Origin of the sequence: Mesorhizobium australicum WSM2073, assembly GCF_000230995.2 — a bacterium.
GTDB classification, from domain to species: domain Bacteria; phylum Pseudomonadota; class Alphaproteobacteria; order Rhizobiales; family Rhizobiaceae; genus Mesorhizobium; species Mesorhizobium australicum.
Window position 1 is genome coordinate 2,423,761 of the sequence record NC_019973.1, and the last position, 21,921, is coordinate 2,445,681.

General features: G+C 60.4%; 16 protein-coding genes and 1 tRNA gene. 10 read left to right on the plus strand and 7 right to left on the minus strand.

Going from position 1 to position 21,921, the window contains the following annotated elements:
• Window positions 1-350 precede the first annotated feature (350 nt).
• From MESAU_RS11685 to MESAU_RS11710, 6 genes are all read right to left on the minus strand, one after another.
• Window positions 351-2,210 carry a DUF3732 domain-containing protein gene (locus MESAU_RS11685; RefSeq protein ID WP_013530178.1) on the minus strand — a complete coding sequence of 620 codons (1,860 nt, stop codon included), beginning with the start codon at window positions 2,208-2,210 and terminating at the stop codon, window positions 351-353.
• Window positions 2,207-2,653 carry a three component ABC system middle component gene (locus MESAU_RS11690; RefSeq protein ID WP_013530179.1) on the minus strand — a complete coding sequence of 149 codons (447 nt, stop codon included), beginning with the start codon at window positions 2,651-2,653 and terminating at the stop codon, window positions 2,207-2,209. Before MESAU_RS11690 ends, MESAU_RS11685 begins: the two co-directional genes overlap by 4 nt.
• Complete coding sequence (locus tag MESAU_RS11695; RefSeq protein ID WP_013530180.1) at window positions 2,650-3,864, minus strand: hypothetical protein; 1,215 nt, start codon at window positions 3,862-3,864, stop codon at window positions 2,650-2,652. Before MESAU_RS11695 ends, MESAU_RS11690 begins: the two co-directional genes overlap by 4 nt.
• Before the next feature lie 460 nt (window positions 3,865-4,324).
• Window positions 4,325-5,590, minus strand: a complete 1,266-nt coding sequence (locus tag MESAU_RS11700; RefSeq protein WP_013530181.1) for a tyrosine-type recombinase/integrase — start codon at window positions 5,588-5,590, stop codon at window positions 4,325-4,327.
• Between the two features lie 211 nt (window positions 5,591-5,801).
• Window positions 5,802-5,877, minus strand: a tRNA-Phe gene (locus MESAU_RS11705).
• Between the two features lie 172 nt (window positions 5,878-6,049).
• Window positions 6,050-6,922, minus strand: a complete 873-nt coding sequence (locus MESAU_RS11710) for a helix-turn-helix domain-containing protein (protein WP_015316250.1) — start codon at window positions 6,920-6,922, stop codon at window positions 6,050-6,052.
• 104 nt (window positions 6,923-7,026) lie between these two features.
• Here MESAU_RS11710 and MESAU_RS11715 point away from each other — a divergent pair, with 104 nt between their 5' ends.
• From MESAU_RS11715 to MESAU_RS11735, 5 genes are all read left to right on the plus strand, one after another.
• Window positions 7,027-8,298 (plus strand): ABC transporter substrate-binding protein, encoded by a 1,272-nt coding sequence (locus MESAU_RS11715; RefSeq protein WP_015316251.1) that lies wholly within the window; start codon window positions 7,027-7,029, stop codon window positions 8,296-8,298.
• 94 nt (window positions 8,299-8,392) lie between these two features.
• The gene (locus tag MESAU_RS11720) at window positions 8,393-9,253 is read left to right on the plus strand and encodes a carbohydrate ABC transporter permease (RefSeq protein WP_015316252.1); all 861 of its coding nucleotides are present in this window, start codon (window positions 8,393-8,395) and stop codon (window positions 9,251-9,253) included.
• Window positions 9,250-10,086, plus strand: coding sequence for a carbohydrate ABC transporter permease (locus MESAU_RS11725; RefSeq protein WP_015316253.1), 837 nt, complete (start codon window positions 9,250-9,252; stop codon window positions 10,084-10,086). Before MESAU_RS11720 ends, MESAU_RS11725 begins: the two co-directional genes overlap by 4 nt.
• Window positions 10,087-10,094: 8 nt before the next feature.
• Window positions 10,095-11,174 carry an ABC transporter ATP-binding protein gene (locus MESAU_RS11730; RefSeq protein ID WP_015316254.1) on the plus strand — a complete coding sequence of 360 codons (1,080 nt, stop codon included), beginning with the start codon at window positions 10,095-10,097 and terminating at the stop codon, window positions 11,172-11,174.
• Between the two features lie 36 nt (window positions 11,175-11,210).
• The gene (locus MESAU_RS11735) at window positions 11,211-13,238 is read left to right on the plus strand and encodes an aldo/keto reductase (RefSeq protein ID WP_015316255.1); all 2,028 of its coding nucleotides are present in this window, start codon (window positions 11,211-11,213) and stop codon (window positions 13,236-13,238) included.
• Window positions 13,239-13,245: 7 nt separating this feature from the next.
• Here MESAU_RS11735 and MESAU_RS11740 read toward each other — a convergent pair whose 3' ends face one another.
• Window positions 13,246-14,355 (minus strand): AraC family transcriptional regulator, encoded by a 1,110-nt coding sequence (locus MESAU_RS11740; RefSeq protein ID WP_015316256.1) that lies wholly within the window; start codon window positions 14,353-14,355, stop codon window positions 13,246-13,248.
• Window positions 14,356-14,378: 23 nt separating this feature from the next.
• Between MESAU_RS11740 and MESAU_RS11745 the strand changes: the two genes are divergently transcribed.
• The 5 genes from MESAU_RS11745 to MESAU_RS11765 all read left to right on the plus strand — a co-directional run bounded on the left by MESAU_RS11745 (window position 14,379) and on the right by MESAU_RS11765 (window position 21,912).
• Window positions 14,379-15,770 carry an alpha-glucosidase/alpha-galactosidase gene (locus tag MESAU_RS11745; RefSeq protein ID WP_015316257.1) on the plus strand — a complete coding sequence of 464 codons (1,392 nt, stop codon included), beginning with the start codon at window positions 14,379-14,381 and terminating at the stop codon, window positions 15,768-15,770.
• Window positions 15,771-15,874: 104 nt separating this feature from the next.
• A complete protein-coding gene (locus MESAU_RS11750; protein WP_015316258.1) occupies window positions 15,875-17,956 on the plus strand; it encodes an ABC transporter substrate-binding protein in 2,082 nt (693 codons plus the stop codon).
• Between the two features lie 133 nt (window positions 17,957-18,089).
• Window positions 18,090-19,097 carry an ABC transporter permease gene (locus MESAU_RS11755; RefSeq protein ID WP_015316259.1) on the plus strand — a complete coding sequence of 336 codons (1,008 nt, stop codon included), beginning with the start codon at window positions 18,090-18,092 and terminating at the stop codon, window positions 19,095-19,097.
• Window positions 19,098-20,234, plus strand: coding sequence for an ABC transporter permease (locus tag MESAU_RS11760; protein ID WP_015316260.1), 1,137 nt, complete (start codon window positions 19,098-19,100; stop codon window positions 20,232-20,234).
• 10 nt (window positions 20,235-20,244) lie between these two features.
• Window positions 20,245-21,912, plus strand: coding sequence for an ABC transporter ATP-binding protein (locus tag MESAU_RS11765; RefSeq protein ID WP_015316261.1), 1,668 nt, complete (start codon window positions 20,245-20,247; stop codon window positions 21,910-21,912).
• Window positions 21,913-21,921 lie beyond the last annotated feature (9 nt).

Below are 21,921 nucleotides of genomic sequence, written 5' to 3' on the forward strand. Positions count from 1 at the left end.
TAAAATAAGAAAACCCTCGTCAAGCGGAACCGGCCTGACTAGTTCGTTCGGCGTAAATTGGCAGCAACGTGTGAACGGGGTGCATTCCGGCAGGAGCGCAATCCATAGGCAAGTCGGCGGAGGGTTTTCGCTGAGCTGGCGATCAACGACCCACTACTCGGGACGTCGCGTTCGGGGCCGGGAGCGGACTGATTGGTTCTGGCGAGCGATCATGGGCTAGCAGCCATACCGCTCCCGACCTCCCTACGGTCGACGGCAGCGCTGGTCTCACCAAAAACGGCCACCAGAATAGGCTTGCTGATATTTCAGATCAATTGCGGACATTTGCAGGCGTTCGCGCCCGATACGCCCTAGTCCGCCCTGGAAACCGGGATCAGGGCGTTTCCATCTCGGAAAATTTCAACTAGGTGCACGTTCTTGAGCCCGTCCCAATATCGCGGATTTATGTGCTCGAAGACGATCATCTGGAACTCTTTTCCCATTTCATTTGCGGTGGAGATGAACTGGTCCAAAAGCTCCAGTGCCAACTTGACCTTTGCGACATCGCTTTGGTCGACGTCCTTCTCGCCCTCCCCATCCTTCCGATCATCCTCGCCCCAGTAAGGCCTCGAGAACTGATCAATAATCAGGAACGGTGCCACGTGAATGCCGTCGTTCCGCATAACTAGTTCATGCAGGCCAAGGAACAGAAACAGGTGAAGGAACATGTGGTTGGAACTGCTGCCCACGTTCTCGGTCGATGCTGTTCTGGGCTTGCGCAGATGAAGCTTCTTTTCCGAATAATTGAAGGCGGAACGATATTCGCCATAGTTCCCCAGCGCTGCCTTCGTTAGAGAAATATAATCCTGGATTGCTTCATCAAGGGCGCTGGTGAACAGCTCTTGCCGATCGTTGACAGGTGACACAGCGAGGTCTTCGATTTCAGCTGTCAGGTTTGCGATCAACTCGCTGTTGTCTGTAACCTTTTCTGACTCTAGATCGCCGTACAACTCAAGCTTGGCCTTCGTTTCGCCGATGAAGATATACTTATCTTTATCGGTCTCGAAGCTCTCCATCTCGGCGGGAAGGGCTTGAAGGTCTTTTTCGAGCTTCTCGCGCTGAGATTCCAATGCCTTGATAATTTCGGAGATGTTGCTGTCCAACGGCGTCTTTCTCGCAGTAGCGTCTTTAATCTGCTGTAGACCCTCGGAAAGGTTCCTGAGGATGTCGTCGAATACGGATGTCCGAACCGTCTCCTCGTAGTTCCTCATCAGATATTCAACGGGCTGGAGGCTATCCGCTGTCTCCTTGAGGGTCACCTTATGATTTCCATACTCCGAAGCGAATTTGCGAAGCCCCCTGATCTTTCGAGAAACTCGGTATAGCTGCGAAGAAATCTCCTCATACTGCGCGGACACATACAGATCGGGGCCACTCTCCCGCTCCGTCACCATTCGCTTCAGCGCGGTGACTGAAGCATCCGCGTCTGTATTGTCGGCGACTAGTCCATACCCCTTCGCCCGCGCGACGGTTTCAGCCAATTGGGCGTTAAACTGATCGCGCTTTTCCTGCGTTTTCGCGGTCAGTTTTTCAAGGCGGGCGAGGCTTCGCTCCAACTCCGTCCGCTTCTCTCGCTTCAGTATGTTCTCGACCGTGTCGATCCCCACAGCAATGTCGAATATGCGCGGTAAGGCCTCTTGGTAACGAGGCTCGTTCTGCTTGTCGAAAAACTGATCGCTATGCGTGATTATATCTTGAGAGATCGTGTTGAAGAGCAGGAAGTATCGCAGCGACACCCTAGAGCCGGTTTGCAACGTTCTCCCGCCAAAAGGAATTTTGACGTCTTGGTCGATGCCGAAGTCAGCGCTCAATTGCTTCTTCAAGACGCTTTCGCTGATATTCGGTATGGGCACGGAGTCCGGCACCTCCCCTATTGACGAGAAGTAGTAATCAGACGATGTGGTCTTTCCTGCCGGTGCGCGTCTCGCCAGCGTATAGACCTTATCGTTCACATGAATACGCAGTCCGTACCAGGCGACATTTTCGTTGATAATGCTCTCAGAAATACGATGCTTGCTCGCGAACATGCAATAATCTACGATATCCAGGATGGCGGTTTTACCAGTGTGGCTGTCTCCGGTGATCACATTCACCTTGTTCGGCAAGAACGTAACGGACCTTCTTTGTTCGGTATTGAGCCACAGGTACAGGCTTTCGATGTAGAATTTCATAGCTCGATCCTCGCATTGAGGTAGAAAATTTCAGCATTGCCAGAAATCAGGGCAGCTATGTTTGATGACGCGCGCTTAACGCGCTCGGCGCGTTTGCCCATTGATGCGTCGAAGGGTAAGTCAGACGCTACCACCGCACCGTCGTCCTTCAATTGAAGCACGCCCATCTCATACAAAAATTGCAGGGCATTGACGGTCGGAGTAAGCGACGCAAGGTATCGCTCATTAAAATTGTAGAAGAATTCGATGTTATCGATCAGATACTGCTCAAAACTTGCAAATCTGAATCGGCCGTTGGCAAGCTTTGTTACCATCTGACGATGCGCCACAACTGGCAAGATCAACGCAATTTGGGGGATCGTTAGAAATCCCGCCTCTTTCAGCACAGAGGAGATCGCGAACGCATTGATCCCGAGATTATTGTAATATGAACTGAACTTCACTTGTAGCGGTCTTTCCAGTCGCTCAACCAGCCAATCACCGGTCGATCAGAGAGATCGTAGAACCCGCCATGACTCATGGGTATCGGAAGCTCCTGCGAAGCAAGCGTCAGTTTTCTCTGCCGCAAATCTCCGACAATCGCACGGGCAGATGCGCCCTCATCACCAGTTGACTGTTGGGCTGAGTAGGCCTGAAGGAACTTGCCTTCCCAAATGACGGAAGCCTCTTCCTCCAAATCGTCAATATCGGATTGGGTGATATCCCCGTCTTGGATCAGTCGTTCCATATTATCGCGAAAGTGCAACCGCCTGGTGGTGAACTTCGTATGGAACTCAACGTTATCCTCTGAGATGTCATTGATATCCACCAATTGCTTGATGAACGTCTGGTCGAGTAGACTGTCCGGCAAAACAGGCGGAAATCTTCTGAAAAGCAGACCGCCGCTCCGAGCTTTATCGAAATATCGTCGGTATTTCTGGGTGAATTCGTCAAAGCTGATCGTGATTTTCTGCCCTGCCTTGACGGTGGCATAGGAATTTTGCCGTACCTCTGAGTCGATGGCGTGAAAAACGTCGTCAATACGTGATTGGTGTATCTGCTTCTCGGCGATGGACGCTCTGCATAGGTTGATGATTTCGTCCTTCCCCAAAGCGAACGACAGGTGCTCAAAAAAGCTCTCTGACACGGCGGCGTCGAGTGAGAGCACGTCATCGATGTAACCTTGAATCACCTGGTCTTTGCTTTTCGCCTTGAGCAACGTGATCTCAGCGACAAGCTCAGCATGACTTTTGGTGCTAGCCTTGAAGGTTTCAATGGATATCAGAAAGGCATTTTTGTCATTTTCTGACTTGTTGGATGCGAGCAGGAAGCTAGTCTTTTTAAGAAATGCAAGCTGAGAATCCACCGACGCCCGTCCATCCGCCGGGTCGATGATCAATTTGCACCAGTTCGAAATCGATTTCCAAAGATCGCTGTCCAACGTCGTAAGGTTGATAGGAGCGCCATGTGCACTCGTCTGAACTGTGTGCTTCAGCTGGACAAGTAGATTAGTGCCGTCTGGACGCTCGATATGAACGTCATCTAAAACCTCCAAGCCCACAACTTGGCCGATTTTTAGGTTCAGCAGCTCATTTAGAAAATAATAGTACTGGTAGTCGAAACCAATTGATTTATCTTCCGCACTAGTCGTATCGACGCGCGACCTTCCGCTCATGGCCTACCAACAGGATTCGAGAAAACACGCTCCAAGTAATTACGCCGACACCTAGCAGCTGCCAATCGCTATTTCAATGTACTAACGATAGGATTTGGAGCTAAGATCGATATCAATTTAAACGATTCAATCGCTGATTTCGCCTTCTCGGGTATTGAGAAGGAAGATCTGGAGATTCTTGCTCGGTTGAATAAATCTCGTCCCGTCCGGAACCGGCAGGAATCTGGTACTTTCTTTCCAACTCAGCCTGTGCGGAGGTGGCGAGTATGTCCGCTTTCAGGTGAAGGTTCCGACCGTCCGAAATGACCGGTAAGAGGGCGCAAAGCTCACTTTTACCTCCCGCCATGCGGGCTGAATTCGGGTCAGAATGCTTGGGCGCCACTGGAAATTGGGCAGTGTTGATGCGCCCGAAGGTGGGAGGAATCACCCTCTCAAGGGTTCAGTGCAGTGGTATGGCGCTTCAATCACTCTTCGCCCTGGTCAATGGGTCGCCAGACCATAGGTCGGCCAGTTTTAGCGGTCTCCGATCGCCGGCAATTTGCACCCGCGCGTTTTTGCTCGCAAGTTCTTCCAGATAATCGGCCCACCATTGCATCATCTTTACGCGCTCTTCCCAGTGCTCTGCCCGGGCGTAGGCGCGACGAACGTCGTTGTTCTCAACATGGGCCAACTGCCGCTCTATGGCGTCCGGATGCCACTTTCCGCATTCGTTCAGCAGAGTTGATGCGGTTGCTCGAAAACCGTGCGCGGTAGCTTCTTCCTTGCCGTACCCCATACGGCGAAGGGCCGCGTTAAGCGTGTTGTCGGAAATCGGACGCAAGCCCGATCGAACACTAGGAAACAACAGCGATCCACCACCAGAGATTCGTCTAAGTGAGGTTAGGACCCCGACGGCCTGCCTGGAAAGTGGTACGCGGTGCGGCCGTCTCATCTTCATGCGCCCTTCAGGGATGCTCCACACCGAGCTTTCGAAATCGAACTCGTCCCATCCGGCCGCACGCAACTCGCCGGGGCGGGGAAACAGCAGGGCCATCAGCTTCAGGGCGGCTCGGGTTGTAGGCTGTCCGTCAAAGGCATTGATCGCCCTCAGCAAGCCTCCCAAGGCCATAGGATCGGTAACCGCGGCACGCGGCGTGACCGTCGGACCGACGAGTGCGCCCCTGAGGGCGACCGTCGGATCTAGATCGGCGCGTGCGGTTGCGATTGCATATCGAAACACGCTGCCAATCGTGGAGCGCAGTCGCCTGGCCGACTCGTATCGACCGCGATCCTCCACGCTGCGGAGAGCGGCAAGAATTGTAACCGGATCGATCTCCCGAACGCATTTGTCCCCAAACGCTGGATAGGCAAAGTCGAGCAACCATTTGACCTTGGTGATGGTCCGGTCGGCACGTCCCTCCTTCTTCAGCTTGTCGACATAATCCTCCGCGATTGATCGAAAGGTGTCCTCTGCCGAAGCCTTTTGCAACTTACGCTCCAGTGCGGGGTCGATGCCACGTAGGAGGAGACGTTTGGCGGTATCGCGCGCCTCGCGTGCCTCAGCGAGGGAGATGAGGGGATAGCTGCCCAACGCCAGAAGCTTCTGCTTGCCGCCAAAACGATAGGCGAGGCGCCATAGGCGAGATCCGGTAGGCTGCACCCAAAGCTGGAGCCCGCCACCATCGGTCAATTTCACGAGCTTGGAAACGGGTCGGGCATTTCGGCATTTTACGTCGGAAAGGGCCATTTTCGGGACCTCCATTTGGCTCATCGATACCATCAGGATCTCCAATACCAGCGAAAATACCAGCCCTCTGCCTCGTTGGACCAACTACGCCGAAATTCCACAAAACCCGACCAACCGCGCCTTGCGCTCCAAAATCCTCAACAATTTCATGCAATTGCCGAAACAGAAGCGTAGAAGCTTCGGCGAAAGGGAGTGTCGGGAAAAGAGGGGATGGTGCCCAGAGGCGGATTCGAACCACCGACACGCGGATTTTCAGTCCGCTGCTCTACCAACTGAGCTATCTGGGCCTGTTCCGGCTAACGAAAACTCGCGCTCCGGATTTCATGAAGGCACCATGGGCGCCCCTTGAAAGCGCGTGGGTTATAGCATGGGAATCCGGCCTGTCCAGCGCCCAGATGTGGATTTCCCGCAGGAAAAGGAATGTCGCCCGATGGGCTGGTTTCCATGCCGTGCGCCCGCCTATCTGGTGCTTGGCAGCCCCTTGCGGAAGTCGGATGGGGTCATGCCAGCCATCTTGCGGAAGGATTTGTTGAAGGCGCTGAGCGAGCCGAAGCCCGAGTCCATGGCGACCCGCAGCACATTGGCGTCCTGATGCATCAGAAGCGCCTGCGCGTAGCTCAGCCGCAACAGGTTGACGTATTCGTTGAGCGTCATGCCGGTTGATTTCTTGAACAGGCTCATGGCGTATTTGGGGTGGATATCGGCGGCGGCCGCTATGTTCATGCAATCGATGTCGTAGAGGAAATTTTCGGCGATGAAATCGCACATGCGCCCGACATTGCGTGAGGACTGCTGGTCGAAGGGGCTGCCCGCCTCCTGCCCGGCGGCGTTTTCCGGCACCAGCCGATAGGGCTCGAACCGCACCCGCTCCAGCCGCAGCAGGAGTTCGTTGACGGCATGCTCGGTCTTGGCCGGGTCGCCCGAACGGGCGTAGCGGTTCCAGCGGGCGAAATTGTCATTGTCGGATTGATCGGTGGCGCTTGTCACCAGCGTCGCACCCGTCATCAGCCGGTGGCGTATATCCGCCGGCAGGTGCAGCCGGAAGAAATGCACCAGCGGCAGGTGCGCGCCGGCATAGACGGCGTCGTCGCTCAAATCGTCCATCTGGTGCGGCAGGCCGCCCCAGAACAGGCACATCTCGCCGGCCGAGAGCGAGATTTCGTGCTCGTTCATGCGGTAGTGGACGGAGCCGCGGACGATGAAATTCACCTCTACCTGGGCATGCCAATGCGGCTTCAGCATCACCAGCGGACTGGTGTGGAACATCTGCAACAGCAGCGGCAGGCCTTCCACACTGCTGGCACCAGGCTGGTAAAACGGCCGTTCGGGCATCTTACTTTCCGCCAATTTCGTATTCCCTTTGTCGGGGACAGGCCTTTGCCGGTGCCTAGTCTAGCCAGGCTCGCAGAGAGAGCAAATGAAATGGGAGGATTTCAATGCGCATCACACTGTCCTGCGCCGCGCTCGCGCTTGCCTTGGGCTCAGCCCCGGCCTTCGCGCAATCCGGCGAAATCACCATCTGGAGCTGGAACATCGCCGCCTCGTCGCTGAAGGCAACGGTTGCCGGTTTCAACAAGGTCCATCCCGACATCAAGGTCACGGTCCAGGATCTCGGCAACCAGCCGACCTATGACAAGTCGATCGCCGGGTGCGCGGCCGGCGGCGTCGGCCTGCCTGATATCGTGACCATCGAGAACGGCGAGGCCGAGAATTACTGGAGCCAGTTCCCCGACTGTTTCGTCGACCTGCACACGTTGGGCTACACGGCGGAAGACCAGAAGAAATTCCCCGATTTCAAGCGTACCGAACTCGAAGTCGGCGACAAGGCCTATGCCATGCCGTGGGATTCCGGCCCGGTCGCCGCCTTCTATCGCCGCGACTTCTATGAAAAGGCTGGCGTCGATCCGGCATCGATCAAGACCTGGGACGATTTCATCGCCGCCGGCAAGAAGATCCAGGCCGCCAATCCAGGGGTCTCGATGACCAATGCCGATTTCAACGGCGACAGTGAATTCTTCCGCATGATCTCCAACGAACAGGGCTGCGCCTATTTCGCCGAGGACGGCCAGTCGATCACGGTCAACCAGCCCAAATGCGTCGACGCCATGACCAAGGTCAAGGAGATGAAGGACGCGGGCATCGTCACGTCGGCCGATTGGGGCACCAAGATCACCAACAACACCGCCGGAACCGTCGCCACCCAGGTCTATGGCGGCTGGTACGAAGGCACCATCCGCACCGAATCGGCCGGCGAAAACGGCAAATGGGGCGTCTACCTGATGCCAAGCCTGACCGCGGACGGGCCGCATGCCGCCAATCTCGGCGGCTCGTCGCTCGCCATCACCTCGGCGTCGAAGAACAAGGAAGCGGCGTACGAGTATTTGAAATACACGCTCGGCACCAATGAAGGCCAGATCACCATGCTGAAGGAGTTCGGCCTCGTCCCATCACTGGTCTCGGCCCTGAACGACCCTTACGTCAGCCAGGGCCAGCCCTACTGGGGCGGCCAAGCGGTGTGGAAGGATATTCTGGGCACCTTGCCCAAGGTCGTTCCGAGCCGCGGCACGCAGTTCCAGAGCGATGCCGAGATCATCGTGCGCGCCGTGCAGACCAAATACCTCGCTGGCGGATATCCCGACGCCAAGGCGGCACTCGACGATGCCGCCAGCCAGATCGCCTCGGCGACTGGGCTGCCTGTCAAGTCCTGAACTCCCAGGACGGGGTCCGGGACGGCAGCTATGTCGTCCTGGACCCGCCGCTTGCACGCTTGCTTTCAACACCAGGGATGAAGGAGGACAAAAGATGCGCGCCCGCAATGCCACGGCCTATCGCTTCCTTACGCCCTATCTCCTGATCTTCGCCATCTTCTGGGTGTGGCCGATCATCTCCTCATTCCTGATCTCGTTCCAGGCGACGCGCACCGTGCCGTGGCGCTTCGCGCCCGGTTTCAACTGGGGCCGGCTGGTCGGCGACCCCGCCTTCTTCAACGCGCTGAAGAACACGCTGCTCATCCTCGTCATTCAGGTTCCGGTGATGATCGCGCTGGCCATGGTGATGGCGGTGCTTCTGAATTCGCCGCTGCTCAAGGCGCGCGGCCTCTACCGCTTCGCCTTCTTCGCCCCGGTGGTGGTCGGCGAGGTCGCTTATTCGGCGGTGTTCCGGCTGATGTTCAGCCTCGATTTCGGGATCGTCAACAAGCTGCTGAACAGCATCGGCCTGCCCAAGGTCGACTGGTTTTCCAATGTCACGCCGGCCATGGCTCTGATCATGATCGCGGTCACCTGGCGCTGGGCCGGCTACAACGCCATCATCCTGCTGGCCGGCATGCAGTCCATTCCCGAGGATGTCTACGAGGCAGCGACGCTCGACCGGGTGAGCAAGCTCAAGCAATTCTTCTACATCACCCTGCCGCTGTTGAAGCCGGTCATCGTCTTCTGCGCGGTGCTGTCGATCATCGGCACCATGCAATTGTTCACCGAGCCGTTCCTGATCACCGAGCGCGGCGGGCCGGGCGGCGGCACCGAGACGCTCGGTCTGCTGCTTTACCGCCAGGGCTTCCGCTCGCTCAATTTCGGCTATGCCTCTGCCGTCGCCTACACCATGGCCGGGCTGGCGATCGCCATCACACTGGTGCAGCTATGGCTGACGAGGGAACCGAAATGAGCTCGCTCTCATCGGCAAGACTGAAACGAAGCATCGCACTGCACCTCTTCCTGACGCCGCTGGCGCTGATCTGGTTGTTTCCGCTGTGGATGATGGTGGTGTTCTCGACCATGCCCGACAATGGCATATTCAGCCCGGGCATCGAACTGCTGCCGCGCGGCAATTTCGTCGACAATTTCAACAATCTGCAGCGCGACACAGACTTCGTCGGCGCCATCGTCATTTCCGTTTGCGTGGCGGTGACCTACACCGTCTTGTCGGTGCTGTTGACCTCGATGGCCGGCTGGGCGCTGGCCCGCTACCAGTTCTTCGGTAAAAGCGTGGTCGTGGCCATCATCCTGGGCACCATCACGCTGCCCTATGCGGTGGTGCTGATCCCGCAATTCATCATGGTGGCGCGCGACTTCAAGCTTGCCAACACCTGGGTGGCGCTGATCGTGCCGCCGCTGTTCAATTCGCTGGGCGTGCTGTTCATGCGCCAGAGTTTTTCGATGATGCCGGACGATCTGTTCGATGCCGCCCGCGTCGAGGGCGTCAAGGAGTGGCGGATATTCGTCTTCATCGCCCTGCCGCTGGCGCGGCCGATGCTGGCGGCGCTCTGCATCATCCTGTTCCTCGCCTCCTGGAACAACTATCTGTGGCCACTTCTGATCAACAGCCAGCCGGGTTCGATGACAGCACCCGTGGCGCTCGGCACGCTGATCGGCCTGACCAAAGTGTCGTGGGGCGGCATCATGGCGGGCGCGGTCATGCTGACCGTGCCGATGCTCGTCGTCTTCGTGCTCCTGCAGCGTCATTTCATCGCCGGCATCGCCGCCGGCGCGGTCAAGTAAGGGGCAGAATGGCAACCGTTATCCTCACCAATGTCGCCAAGCGCTTCGGCGCGTTCGAAGTCGTCCACGGCGCCAACATCGACATCGCCGACGGCGAGTTCGTCGTCTTCGTCGGCCCGTCGGGCTGCGGCAAGTCCACGCTGCTCAGGATGATCGCCGGGCTGGAGGACATCAGCGGCGGCGAGATCGCCATCGGCGGCAAGGTGGTCAACGATGTCGAGCCGGCCGACCGCGGCATCGCCATGGTGTTCCAGTCCTACGCGCTCTATCCGCATATGAGCGTCGAGCAGAATCTCTCCTTCGGGCTGCGCATGACCGGCAACCCCAAGGCCGACACCGAGCGGCGGGTGAAGCGCGCGGCCGAGATCCTGCGCATCAGCGAATTGATGGATCGTCGTCCGAAAAAACTTTCTGGTGGCCAGCGCCAGCGTGTCGCCATCGGCCGCGCCATCGTGCGCGAGCCGCAAGTGTTCCTGTTCGACGAGCCGCTCTCCAATCTCGATGCCGAACTGCGTGTCCAGATGCGGGTCGAGATTTCAAGGCTCCACAAGGAACTCGGCGCCACCATGGTCTATGTCACCCACGACCAGACCGAGGCGATGACGCTGGCCGACCGAATCGTCGTGCTGCGCGCCGGCCATATCGAGCAGATCGGCAGGCCGCTGGAGCTCTATGACAATCCCGACAATATGTTCGTGGCCGGCTTTGTCGGTTCGCCGAAGATGAATTTCATCAAGGCCCATATTGTCGGGCGTGATGAAAAAGGGGTCGTGGTCGAGCTGGCCGGCGAGGAGAAGACCCGCATCACGCAACCGTTGAAATGCGCAGGGCCCGAACTGGGTAGCAAAGTCATCGTCGGCGTGCGGCCGGAACATTTTGGCAGCGCCGGTGAAGGAGACGCCGACCTGACCGCCGCCATCGACGTGGTCGAGCATTTGGGCGGCACGAGCTTCCTCTATGCCCGAACGGCCCATGGCGAGGATGTGGTGATCCAGCGCGACGCGGCAAAGATTCCCGACACCTCGGAGGTCACCGTTTCCATCCGCAAATCCTACCTGTTCGACGAAAAGGGGCTGCGGCTGCGCTGACCGGCCGCCCCTTTCCAAGCCCGCAAGGAGAATGACATGACTGCATCAACGCCCATTCGCTGGGGGATTCTTGGGCCGGGCGGCATTGCCAAGGCCTTTGCCGGCGGCGTCGCCGGTTCGCGCACCGGGAAACTGGTCGCCATCGGCGCGCGTAACCCCGGCAAGCCGGGTCTGGCCGAGAGCTTTCCCGGCGCCCGCATCCTTGACGGTTATGACGCTCTTCTCGCCGATCCGGAAATCGACGCGATCTATATCGCGGTGCCGCATCCCGGCCACGCGCAATGGGCGATCCGGGCGGCGGAAGCCGGAAAACATGTGCTTTGCGAAAAGCCGCTCGGGCTGACCGCCTTCGAGGCCGACGCCATTATGCATGCGGCGCGCAAGGCCGGCACCTTTCTCGGCGAAGCCTTCATGTACCGGCTGCATCCGCAGACGCAGCAACTGGTGGGCCTGGTCAAGTCCGGCGTCATCGGCGAGATCAGGATGATCAAGTCGAGCTTCGGCTTCGCCATGCCTGATTTCATGCCGGAGCACCGGCTCTACGCCAACGACCTCGCCGGCGGCGGCATCCTCGACGTCGGCGGCTATCCCGTGTCGATGGTGCGCCTCATTGCCGGCGCTGCCGCGGGAGAGCCATTCGCCGAACCCGACAAGGTGGTGGGCGCCGCCCACCTTGGCCAGTCCGGCGTCGACGAATGGGCCTCCGCTGTCCTGCATTTCCCCGGTGGCATCGTCGCCGAGGTTTCCTGCAGTATCTCGCTGAACCAGGACAACGTGCTGCGCATCTTCGGCACCAAGGGCCGCATCGAGGTGCCGGACTTCTGGTTCGCCGGCGGCGACCGCGATGTCGGCCTCGGCCGGATCGACGTGATCGGCGCCGACGGCGCGCAAGAGACCATCAGCGTCAACGAGAAGCGCCATGTCTATTCCTTCGAGGTCGATGCCGCCGGCGAGGCGATCCGCGCCGGGCGACAGGAATTCGCCTGGCCGGGGATGGGCTGGGCCGACAGCCTCGGCACCTTGCGCGTGCTAGACAGATGGCGCGCGGCGGTGGGGCTGGAGTACGAGATCGAGAAGGCCTCGCTGCGCACCAACACCATCTCGGGCCGACCTCTGCGGCCCGGCGGCACCGCGATAGGCAAGCGCACCATTCCGGGCCTGCCGAAACCGACCTCCGTGGTGGCGCTCGGCTTCGAGGATTTCCGCACCTTCTCCTCCGGGTCGATCCTGCTCGATGCCTTTTTCGAGGCTGGCGGCAATCTGTTCGACACCGGCTACGTCTATGGCGGCGGCTACACCGAGACGCTGCTCGGCCAATGGCTGAGAAACCGTGGCGTGCGCGAGCAGTCGGTGATCATCGCCAAGGGCGCGCACTCGCCGCTCTGCTATCCCGACGTGATCGCAAAGCAGCTTGCCCAGTCGCTCGACCGCCTGCAGACCGACCATGTCGACATCTATTTCATGCATCGCGACAATCCGGACGTGCCGGTCGGCGAGTTCGTCGACGCCATGGACGCGGAGGTCAAGGCCGGGCGTATTCGCGGTCCCTTCGGCGGCTCCAACTGGACGATGCAGCGCATGGACGAGGCCATTGCCTATGCCGAGCGCACTGGCAAGCAGAAGCCCGGCGCGCTCTCCAACAATTTTTCGCTGGCCGAAATGCTGGAGCCGATCTGGGCCGGCTGCATCACCTCCTCCACCGACGACTGGAAAGCCTGGCTGACATCCAGGCAGATGCCGAATTTCGCCTGGTCGAGCCAGGGACGCGGCTTCTTCACCGACCGCGCCGGGCGCGACAGGCTGGACAGCGAGGAACTGGTGCGGGTCTGGTACTCCGAGCGCAATTTCGGCCGCCGCGACCGGGCGATCGAACTCGCCGCCAGGCTGCGCAAGAGCCCGATCCATATTGCGCTGGCCTATGTCCTCAACCAGCCTTTCCCATCGGTCCCGTTGATCGGGCCGCGCACGCTGGGCGAACTGGACGACAGCCTGCGGGCGCTGGACATCGCGCTTTCGCCAGCCGAACTCGAGTGGCTGGACGGCGGCAGCCTGCACGCGGCCTGATTAGGTCTCAAGCGGCGTCAGGTCTCGTCGTCCACACCCTGGCGCCGCGCCTGGCCGGCGTTCGCAAGCTGGCATACATGCCGGTGGTGCGGAACTGGCTGGGCGTCGTGCCGTAGAGGCGGCGAAAGACCTTCGAAAAATAATTCGCATCCTCGAAACCGCACAGGATGGCCACTTCCTTCACCGGCAGGAAATCCGCCTTGGTCAGCAGTTTCGCCGCCCGCTGCAGCCGCTGCTGCAGCACGAACTCGGCGGGCGGCAGGCCTTCGCTCTCGGCGAAGCAGCGCGAAAAATGAGCCCGGCTCAGCCCGCTGATCTGGACAAGGTCCCCCACCGGCAGGGCTTTGTCGAGATTGGCGTTGATATGATCGATGACCGGCTGCATGGCACTCTGTTTTTCGGCAAAGGCGTGCGAGCCGAACACATCGTCGTAGAGCGCCATCGCCGCCTCGTAGGCGATCGCCGAAGCAGCGCCTGGAGAAGCGGCCCCTTTGATAAGACGCAGACTGCAATCGGCGAGATGATCGATCGTCGCCGGCTGCAGCCGAAAGACCGGACCCGACACGTCGAGGATCGACTTGTGGACGCGCAACGCCTCCTCGCCGTTCATCGAGATCCAGAAATATTCCCAGCGCTCGCCCCTGGCCAGCCAGTAGCGGTGGTTGTGCGGCACCAGCACCAGCAGCGTGTCGTTCGTCTGCAGGCGGTAATCGCGGTTTTCGTAGCGCAACCGGCCGGTACCGCCGATCGTATGCTGCAGGACGGTGAACGGTGTCTGACCGCGCTTTCGCCCGTCCCAGTCATAGGTCACGTCCTCGCGCACCTCATAGCCCGTGCTCGTCGGCATGGCATGCAGGCGCTGGCGGCCGCGCGGCAGCGAGACCGTCCGCATCGACTCTCCGTTAGCGATCAAATCCCGCAGCACAAAATTACCCCTGAAAGCATAATCCTTCTCTGGCCGCGCCCGCGAATAAGCGCATAATCGCGCCTCGAAGAACGCGAATAGCCTGCGAACGAGGAGCGGGCGGGAGGAGAGAAAGCCGGATTCCGGCTTGAATGGCATGCGCCCAAAAGGCGTGTGGCCATCTTTCTTCCCTTGCTGCTCCTTGCCTAGCATTCGATTGGACCGAGGTGAAGGTGATGAGTTTCAAAATCGCTATTATCGGCGCCGGCAGCGTCGGTTTCACGAAGAAGCTGTTCACCGACATATTGTGCGTGCCGGAATTCAAGGACATCGAATTCGCGCTGACCGACGTCAGCGAGCACAATCTCGCGATGATCAAGGCGATCCTCGACAGGATCGTCGAGGCGAACAATCTGCCAACGAGGGTGACCGCGACGACCGACCGCCGCAAGGCGCTCGAGGGCGCGCGCTACATCATAAGCTGCGTGCGGGTCGGCGGCCTCGAAGCCTATGCCGATGATATCCGCATTCCCTTGAGATACGGCATCGACCAATGCGTCGGCGACACGATCTGCGCCGGCGGTATTCTCTACGGTCAGCGCAACATTCCGGTGATCCTGGATTTCTGCAAGGACATCCGCGAAGTCGCCGATACCAACGCCAAATTCCTCAACTATGCCAACCCGATGGCGATGAACACCTGGGCGGCGATCGAATATGGCAAGGTCGACACGGTCGGTCTCTGCCATGGCGTCCAGCACGGCGCCGAGCAGATCGCCGAGGTGCTGGGCGCGAAATCGCCACGGGAACTCGACTATGTCTGTTCCGGCATCAACCACCATCCGGTCTATTCCCAGCAGGAAAAGCTGCGCATCGATGTGCTGAAGCGCTTCGGCGTCTATTCGACCGAAAGCAACGGCCATCTCTCCGAATATCTGCCCTGGTACCGCAAGCGCCCCGACGAGATCACGCGCTGGATCGACATGTCCGACTGGATCCATGGCGAGACCGGCGGCTACCTCCGCTATTCCACGGAAACCCGCAACTGGTTCGAGACCGAATATCCGCAATTCCTCGAAGCGGCGTCGAAACCGATCGACGCGTCAAGGCGCTCGAACGAGCATGCAAGCCACATATTGGAGGCGCTGGAAACCAACCGCGTCTATCGTGGCCACTTCAACGTCAGGAATGACGGCGTGATCACCAATCTGCCACGCGACGCCATCATCGAGTCCCCCGGTTTCGTCGACCGTTTCGGCATCAACATGGCCGCCGGCATCACGTTGCCGGAAGCCTGTGCCGCTACTTGCATGGCTTCGATCAACGTCCAGCGCATGTCGGTCCACGCGGCCATATCTGGCGACATCGATCTTCTGAAGCTTGCCGTGCTGCATGACCCGCTGGTCGGCGCGGTGTCGACGCCGGAGGAGGTCTGGCAGATGGTCGACGAAATGGTCGTCGCCCAGGCGCAATGGCTGCCGCAATATGCCCATGCGGTTCCGGCAGCCAAGGAGAGGCTGTCGAAATCCACGGTCAAGACGCGGGAATGGGCCGGTGCCGCGCGGCGAAGCGTGCGCTCGATCGAGGAACTGCGCGCCGAAAAGGCCGCGCTGAAACAGGCCGTCTGAGAACCGGGCGCGGCGGCGGATCCACGGGAGGCAGATCCACCGCAGTCTGCCGTCCAGGCAAGATACGAGCAAGCAGCAAACGTCTGAACACGAGGGAGGAGACAATGAGGAACCTACGCAGCATTGGCATTGCCGCCGGACTGGCGCTGAGCGTCTCCGTTCCGGCGCTCAACGCTTTCGCTTCCGAGCCGACCGCCCCGCCGGTGCCGGCGACGTTTCCGGCCGAGGGCAAGATCAAGTACGTGCCGCGCGACTCCATCCTGGAGTTCAAGGCGCTGCCCGACTATCACGAGCCCGATTGGGTCACGGAAAAATACGTCAAGGCCGGCAAGCTGCCGCCGGTGAAAGATCGGCTGCCGAAAGAGCCGCTTGTCTTCAAGACCGCCAACATGCCGGACGGCGTCGGCGTCTACGGCGATACGATGCGCCATGTCATCGGCGGCCGGCCCGAAGGCTGGAACTACGGCGCCGGCCAGACCCAAGGGTGGGGTGGCATCGACATCGGCCTTTCCGAGTGCCTGACGCGCACCGCGCCGCTGTTCCAGGTTGAGGCGAAGGACACCGAGCCGCTGCCCAACCTGGCCAAAAGCTGGGATTGGTCAGCCGATGGCCACAAGCTGACCATGCATCTCGTCGAAGGTGCCAAATGGTCGGACGGCGTGCCATTCAACGCCGACGACGTCATGTTCTACTGGGACGACGAGGTCATGGATCCCAACGTCTCGCCGCTCAATGGCGCCACCCAGGAAACCTTCGGCGTCGGCACGACGCTGAAGAAGATCGACGACTACACGGTCGAATGGACCTTCAAGGACGCCTTCCCGAAACAGCACCTCTATGCAATGGCCTATGGCACCTTCTGCCCCGGTCCCGCGCATATCTTGAAGCCGCAGCACCCGAAATATTCGAAGAACACCTACGATCAGTTCAAGAACGCCTTCCCGCCCGAATATATGAACATGCCTGTCATGGGCGCCTGGGTGCCGGTCGAATATCGGGCCGACGACATCATCGTCATGCGCCGCAATCCCTACTATTGGAAAGTGGACGAGAAGGGCAACCAGCTGCCCTATCTCAACGAGCTGCATTACAAACTGTCGACCTGGGCCGACCGCGACGTTCAGGCGGTCGCCGGCGCCGGCGACTTCTCCAACCTCGAGCAGCCGGAAAACTTCGTCGCCTCGCTGAAGCGCGCGGCGGAGGCGAACGCGCCGGCGCGCCTTGCCTTCGGCCCGCGGCTGATCGGCTACAATCTGCGCCTGAACTTCTCCGCCAATGGCTGGGGCAATCCGGACGAGCGCGGCCAGGCGATCCGCGAACTGAACCGCAACGAGGATTTCCGCAAGGCCGTCACCATGGCGCTTGACCGCAAGGCGTTGGGCGATTCCCTCGTCAAGGGGCCGTTCACCGCGATCTATCCAGGCGGCCTCTCCTCGGGCACCAGCTTCTATGACCGCAAGTCCACCGTCTACTATCCATTCGACCTCGAGGGCGCCAAGGCCGAACTCGCCAAGGCCGGTCTGAAGGACACAGACGGTGACGGCATCGTCAACTTCCCGGCCGGTACCGCCGACGGCAAGAACGTCGAAATCGTGATGCTGGTCAACAACGACTACACGACCGACAAGAGCCTCGCCGAAGGCGTGGTCGCGCAGATGGAGAAGCTTGGCCTCCGGATCGTGCTCAACGGGCTTAACGGCACCCAGCGCGATGCCACGCAATATTCGGGCCGCTTCGACTGGCTGATCCGGCGCAATGAGCAGGAGCTGACCTCCGTGGTGCAGAACACCGTGCAACTCGCTCCGGTCGGCCCCAAGACCAGCTGGGATCACCGCGCGCCGGAAAGCGGCGAGGTCGACCTGATGCCTTTCGAGAAGGACCTCGTCGACATCGTCAACAAGTTCGTCTCGTCGGCGGATAACAACCAGCGCGCCAGTCTGATGCGGGACTTCCAGAAGATCTCGACCGAGCACGTCTACAATGTCGGCCTGACGGAATATCCCGGCGCCTTGATCGTCAACAAGCGCTTCTCCAACATCCCGCAGGGCACGCCGATCTTCATGTTCAACTGGGCCGAGGATTCGATCATCCGCGAACGGGTCTTCGTCGCGGCCGACAAACAGGCGAAATACGAATTGTTCCCCGAAGAGCTTCCCGGCAAGCCTGGAGACAAGGGCCCGATGTAAGTTTAAGGGCCGATGCAAGTTTACCTCCCTGACTGAGAGACACCCGGCCGCGTCGATGGCGCGGCCGGGACAAACCAACCCTCCGAACGCCCCTCCAGGGGAGCGTCCGGCGAGATGAGGAAGCGGACCGTCCATGCTGCGATTCCTGCTCATGCGCATAGCGTCGGCAATCCCGGTTCTCGCTATTTTGAGTCTCGTCACCTTTGCCATCATCCAAGCGCCGCCTGGCGATTATGCCGATTACATCCGCTCGCAGCTGATCAACCAGGGCGGAGCCTCCTTCGCGGAGGCCGACGCACAGGCCCAGGCCTATCGCGTCGAACACGGCCTCGATAAGCCGCTGCCCGTCCAGTATCTCAACTGGATCGGCGGCGTCGTCACCCGCGGCGATTTCGGCTACAGCCTCTATTACAACAAGCCGGTGGCCGAGGTCGTCGGCGAGCGCCTGCCGCGCACGCTGCTGCTCGCGCTGGTCTGCCATCTGCTCGCCTCGGTGCTCGGCATCACTTTCGGCATATGGGCCGCGACCCGGCAATACACCTGGATCGATTCCACGCTGTCGGCCATCGCCTTTCTCGGCATGACGGTGCCGCGCTTCCTGATGGCGCTGATCATCGTCTATTTCCTGGTCTTCCAGTTCAACGTGTCGGAGATCGGCTCATTCTTCTCGCCGCAATATGGCGGCGCGCCATGGTCGTGGGCCAAATTCGTCGACCTGGTCAAGCATGTCTGGCCGGTGGTGGCGATCGCCACCTTCGGCGGCCTTGCCTACAATATGCGCGTCATGCGCGGCAATCTGCTCGACACGCTCAACGCGCAATATGTCGAGACGGCGAGAGCCAAGGGCCTGACCGGCAGTGCCGTCGTCATGCGCCACGCCGTGCCCAATGCCTTGCATCCGCTCGTCATGTACCAGGGCGTGGTGCTGCCATACATGCTGACCGGCGAGATCGAGACGGCGATCATCTTCGCGCTGCCGACCGTCGGTCCGGCGATCGTCGGTTCGATGGCGGTCGGCGACGTCTATGTCACAGCCACCTTCATGATGGTGCTGTCGGCGACGCTGATCGTCGGCAACATCATCGCCGACATGCTGCTCGTCCTGCTCGATCCGCGCGTGCGCCAGTTCGGGGAGGGCTAGATGCTGGCGCGAGAGCCTTCACCACCGCCACTGCCGGCCGAGCGAGCCACAGTAGCGCCCGCACGCGGCAATGAGAGCTACATGGCGCTTGTCTGGCGCCGGCTGAAGCGCTCCTGGACCGGGATGGCTGGGCTTTGGCTGGTCGTGCTGCTGCTGGTGATGGCCGTGTTCGCCGAATTCCTGGCCCCGATGGATCCGAAGGCGACCGATGTCGGCTTCGCCCCGCCGCAGCTGCCGTCCTTCCACGACAAGGATGGTAATTTCGTCGCGCGGCCTAGGGTCTATGCGCTGGCCGATTCGGCCGATCTCGATCCGGTCACCTTCCAGCCCATCGTCGGCCCCGACTACGACCACCCGAGGCTGCTTGGCTTCTTCGTCGAGGGCGCGCCCTACAAGCTCTTCGGGCTGATCCCGGCGAACCGGCACTTGTTCGCCTCGACGGACGGCCAGCCGGTGCATTTCCTCGGCACCGACAAATTCGGCCGGGACGTGCTGTCGCGCGCCATCCATGGTTCGCGCGTCTCGCTGATGATCGCGCTGACGGTGGTCTTCATCATCACGGTCATCGGTACCACTGTCGGCATGGTGTCGGGCTATTTCGGCGGCCGGTTCGACGTCTGGATGCAGCGCTTCGTCGAACTGGTGCTCGCCTTCCCACAACTGCCGCTCTATCTGGCGCTGACGACGCTGATCCCTGTCACCGCGCCGACCAATGTGTTCCTCGGCTTTGTCATCATCGTCATGTCGGCGTTGGGCTGGGCGCAGATGTCGCGCGAGGTGCGCGGCAAGACACTGGCGCTGGCGCGCATCGAATATGTGCGCGCCGCCATGGCGGTCGGCTCCACCGACCGGCGCATCATCCTGCAGCACATCTTCCCCAATGTGATGAGCCACGTGATCGTCGCCGTGACGCTGGCCATCCCGACGGTTGTGCTGCTCGAATCCTTCCTCGGTTTCCTCGGTTTTGCCGTCAAGCCGCCCCTGATCTCCTGGGGGCTGATGCTTCAGGACACCGCGACCTATTCCGTCATCGGTACCTATCCCTGGATCCTGTCGCCGGTCGGTTTCGTGCTGGTCACCGTCTTCGCCTTCAACGCGCTCGGCGACGGCCTGCGCGATGCCGTCGATCCGTATTGAGGGGACAGGAATGACCGTCGTACTCGCCGAGCCCTTCGCACCAGCCTTTCGCCTCGATCATGATGGGCGCCAGGGAGAGCCCGTCATCGACGCCCGCAACATCGAGGTCGCCTTCAAGGTCGAGCACGGTACCGTCGAGGCGGTCAAGGACATCTCGTTCCAGCTCTATCGCGGCGAGACGATCGCGATCGTCGGCGAATCCGGTTCCGGCAAATCGGTGACGGCGCGCACCGTCATGGGCCTGCTGTCGCGCCGCGCAACGGTGTCACCGAAATCGAGCGTCTGTTATGACGGACAGGACATTCTGAAATTCCCCGAGAGCGCCCGGCGCAAGCTGCGCGGCAACCGCATCTCGATGATCTTCCAGGAGCCGATGAGCTCGCTCAACCCGATTTACACGGTCGGCAGCCAGATCGTCGAAGCGATCCGGGTGCATCGCAAGGTGAGCCGCAAACAAGCCTGGGCGCGCGCTCTCGAACTGCTGCGGCATGTGCAGATTCCCGAGCCCGAGGCGCGGCTCAAGCAATATCCGCACCAGCTCTCGGGTGGGCAACGGCAGCGCGTGATGATCGCCATGGCGCTCGCCAACGATCCCGACGTGTTGATCGCCGATGAGCCGACGACCGCGCTCGACGTCACGGTCCAGGCGCAGATCCTCAACCTGATCCGCAATCTGCAGAAAGAGCTGCGGATGGCGGTGATCCTGATCACCCACGACCTCACCGTGGTGCGCAAGTTTTCCGACTACGTCTATGTGATGCAGCATGGCGAAATGTGCGAGCACAACGTCACTGAACGCTTGTTCACCGATCCGCGGCATCCCTACACCAGGCGATTGCTTGCTTCCGAACCAAGAGGACGGCCGCAACCGTTGCCCGCGGGCTCTGGCACCATCCTCGAAGCGAATGGCGTGCGCGTCTGCTTCATGCTGCGCCACGGCACGTTCTTGAAGCCGGACTGGCGTGAACTGGTCGCGGTCGACGACCTCGACCTCAAGCTTTGCCGCCATGAGACGCTTGGGCTGGTCGGCGAATCCGGCTCCGGCAAGACCACGTTCGGCCAGGCGCTGCTCCGGCTGACCGAAGCGAAACGCGGTGAGATCCGCTTCGATGGCCAGCCGATCCATGGCCTGTCGCGAACGCAGATGCGGCCGCTGCGGTCGCGCATGCAGATCGTCTTCCAGGACCCGTTCTCCTCGCTTAACCCACGCATGACGATCGGCCAGATCATCGAGGAAGGGCTGGTCGTCAACGGCATCGGCGCAACGCGCCGCGAGCGGGTCGAACGGGTGCGCGAGGCGTTGGTCAGCGCGGGCATGCCGGGCGATATCCTGTCGCGGTTTCCGCATGAATTTTCCGGCGGCCAGCGGCAGCGCATCGCCATCGCCCGGGCCATCGCGCTCGAACCCGAATTCATCCTGCTCGACGAGCCGACGTCGGCGCTGGATCTCTCCGTCCAGGCGCAGATCATCGACCTGCTGCGCAAGCTGCAGGACGAGCGTGGCTTGAGCTATCTCTTCATCTCGCACGACCTGAAGGTGGTGCGGGCGCTCTGCCACCGCGTCATCGTCATGCAGCACGGCAAGATCGTCGAGCAGGGACCTGTCGACCAGGTCCTCACCCATCCCAAGACCGCCTACACCGAACGGCTCGTCAGGGCCGCTTTCGACGTGGCCTGAACATATGCC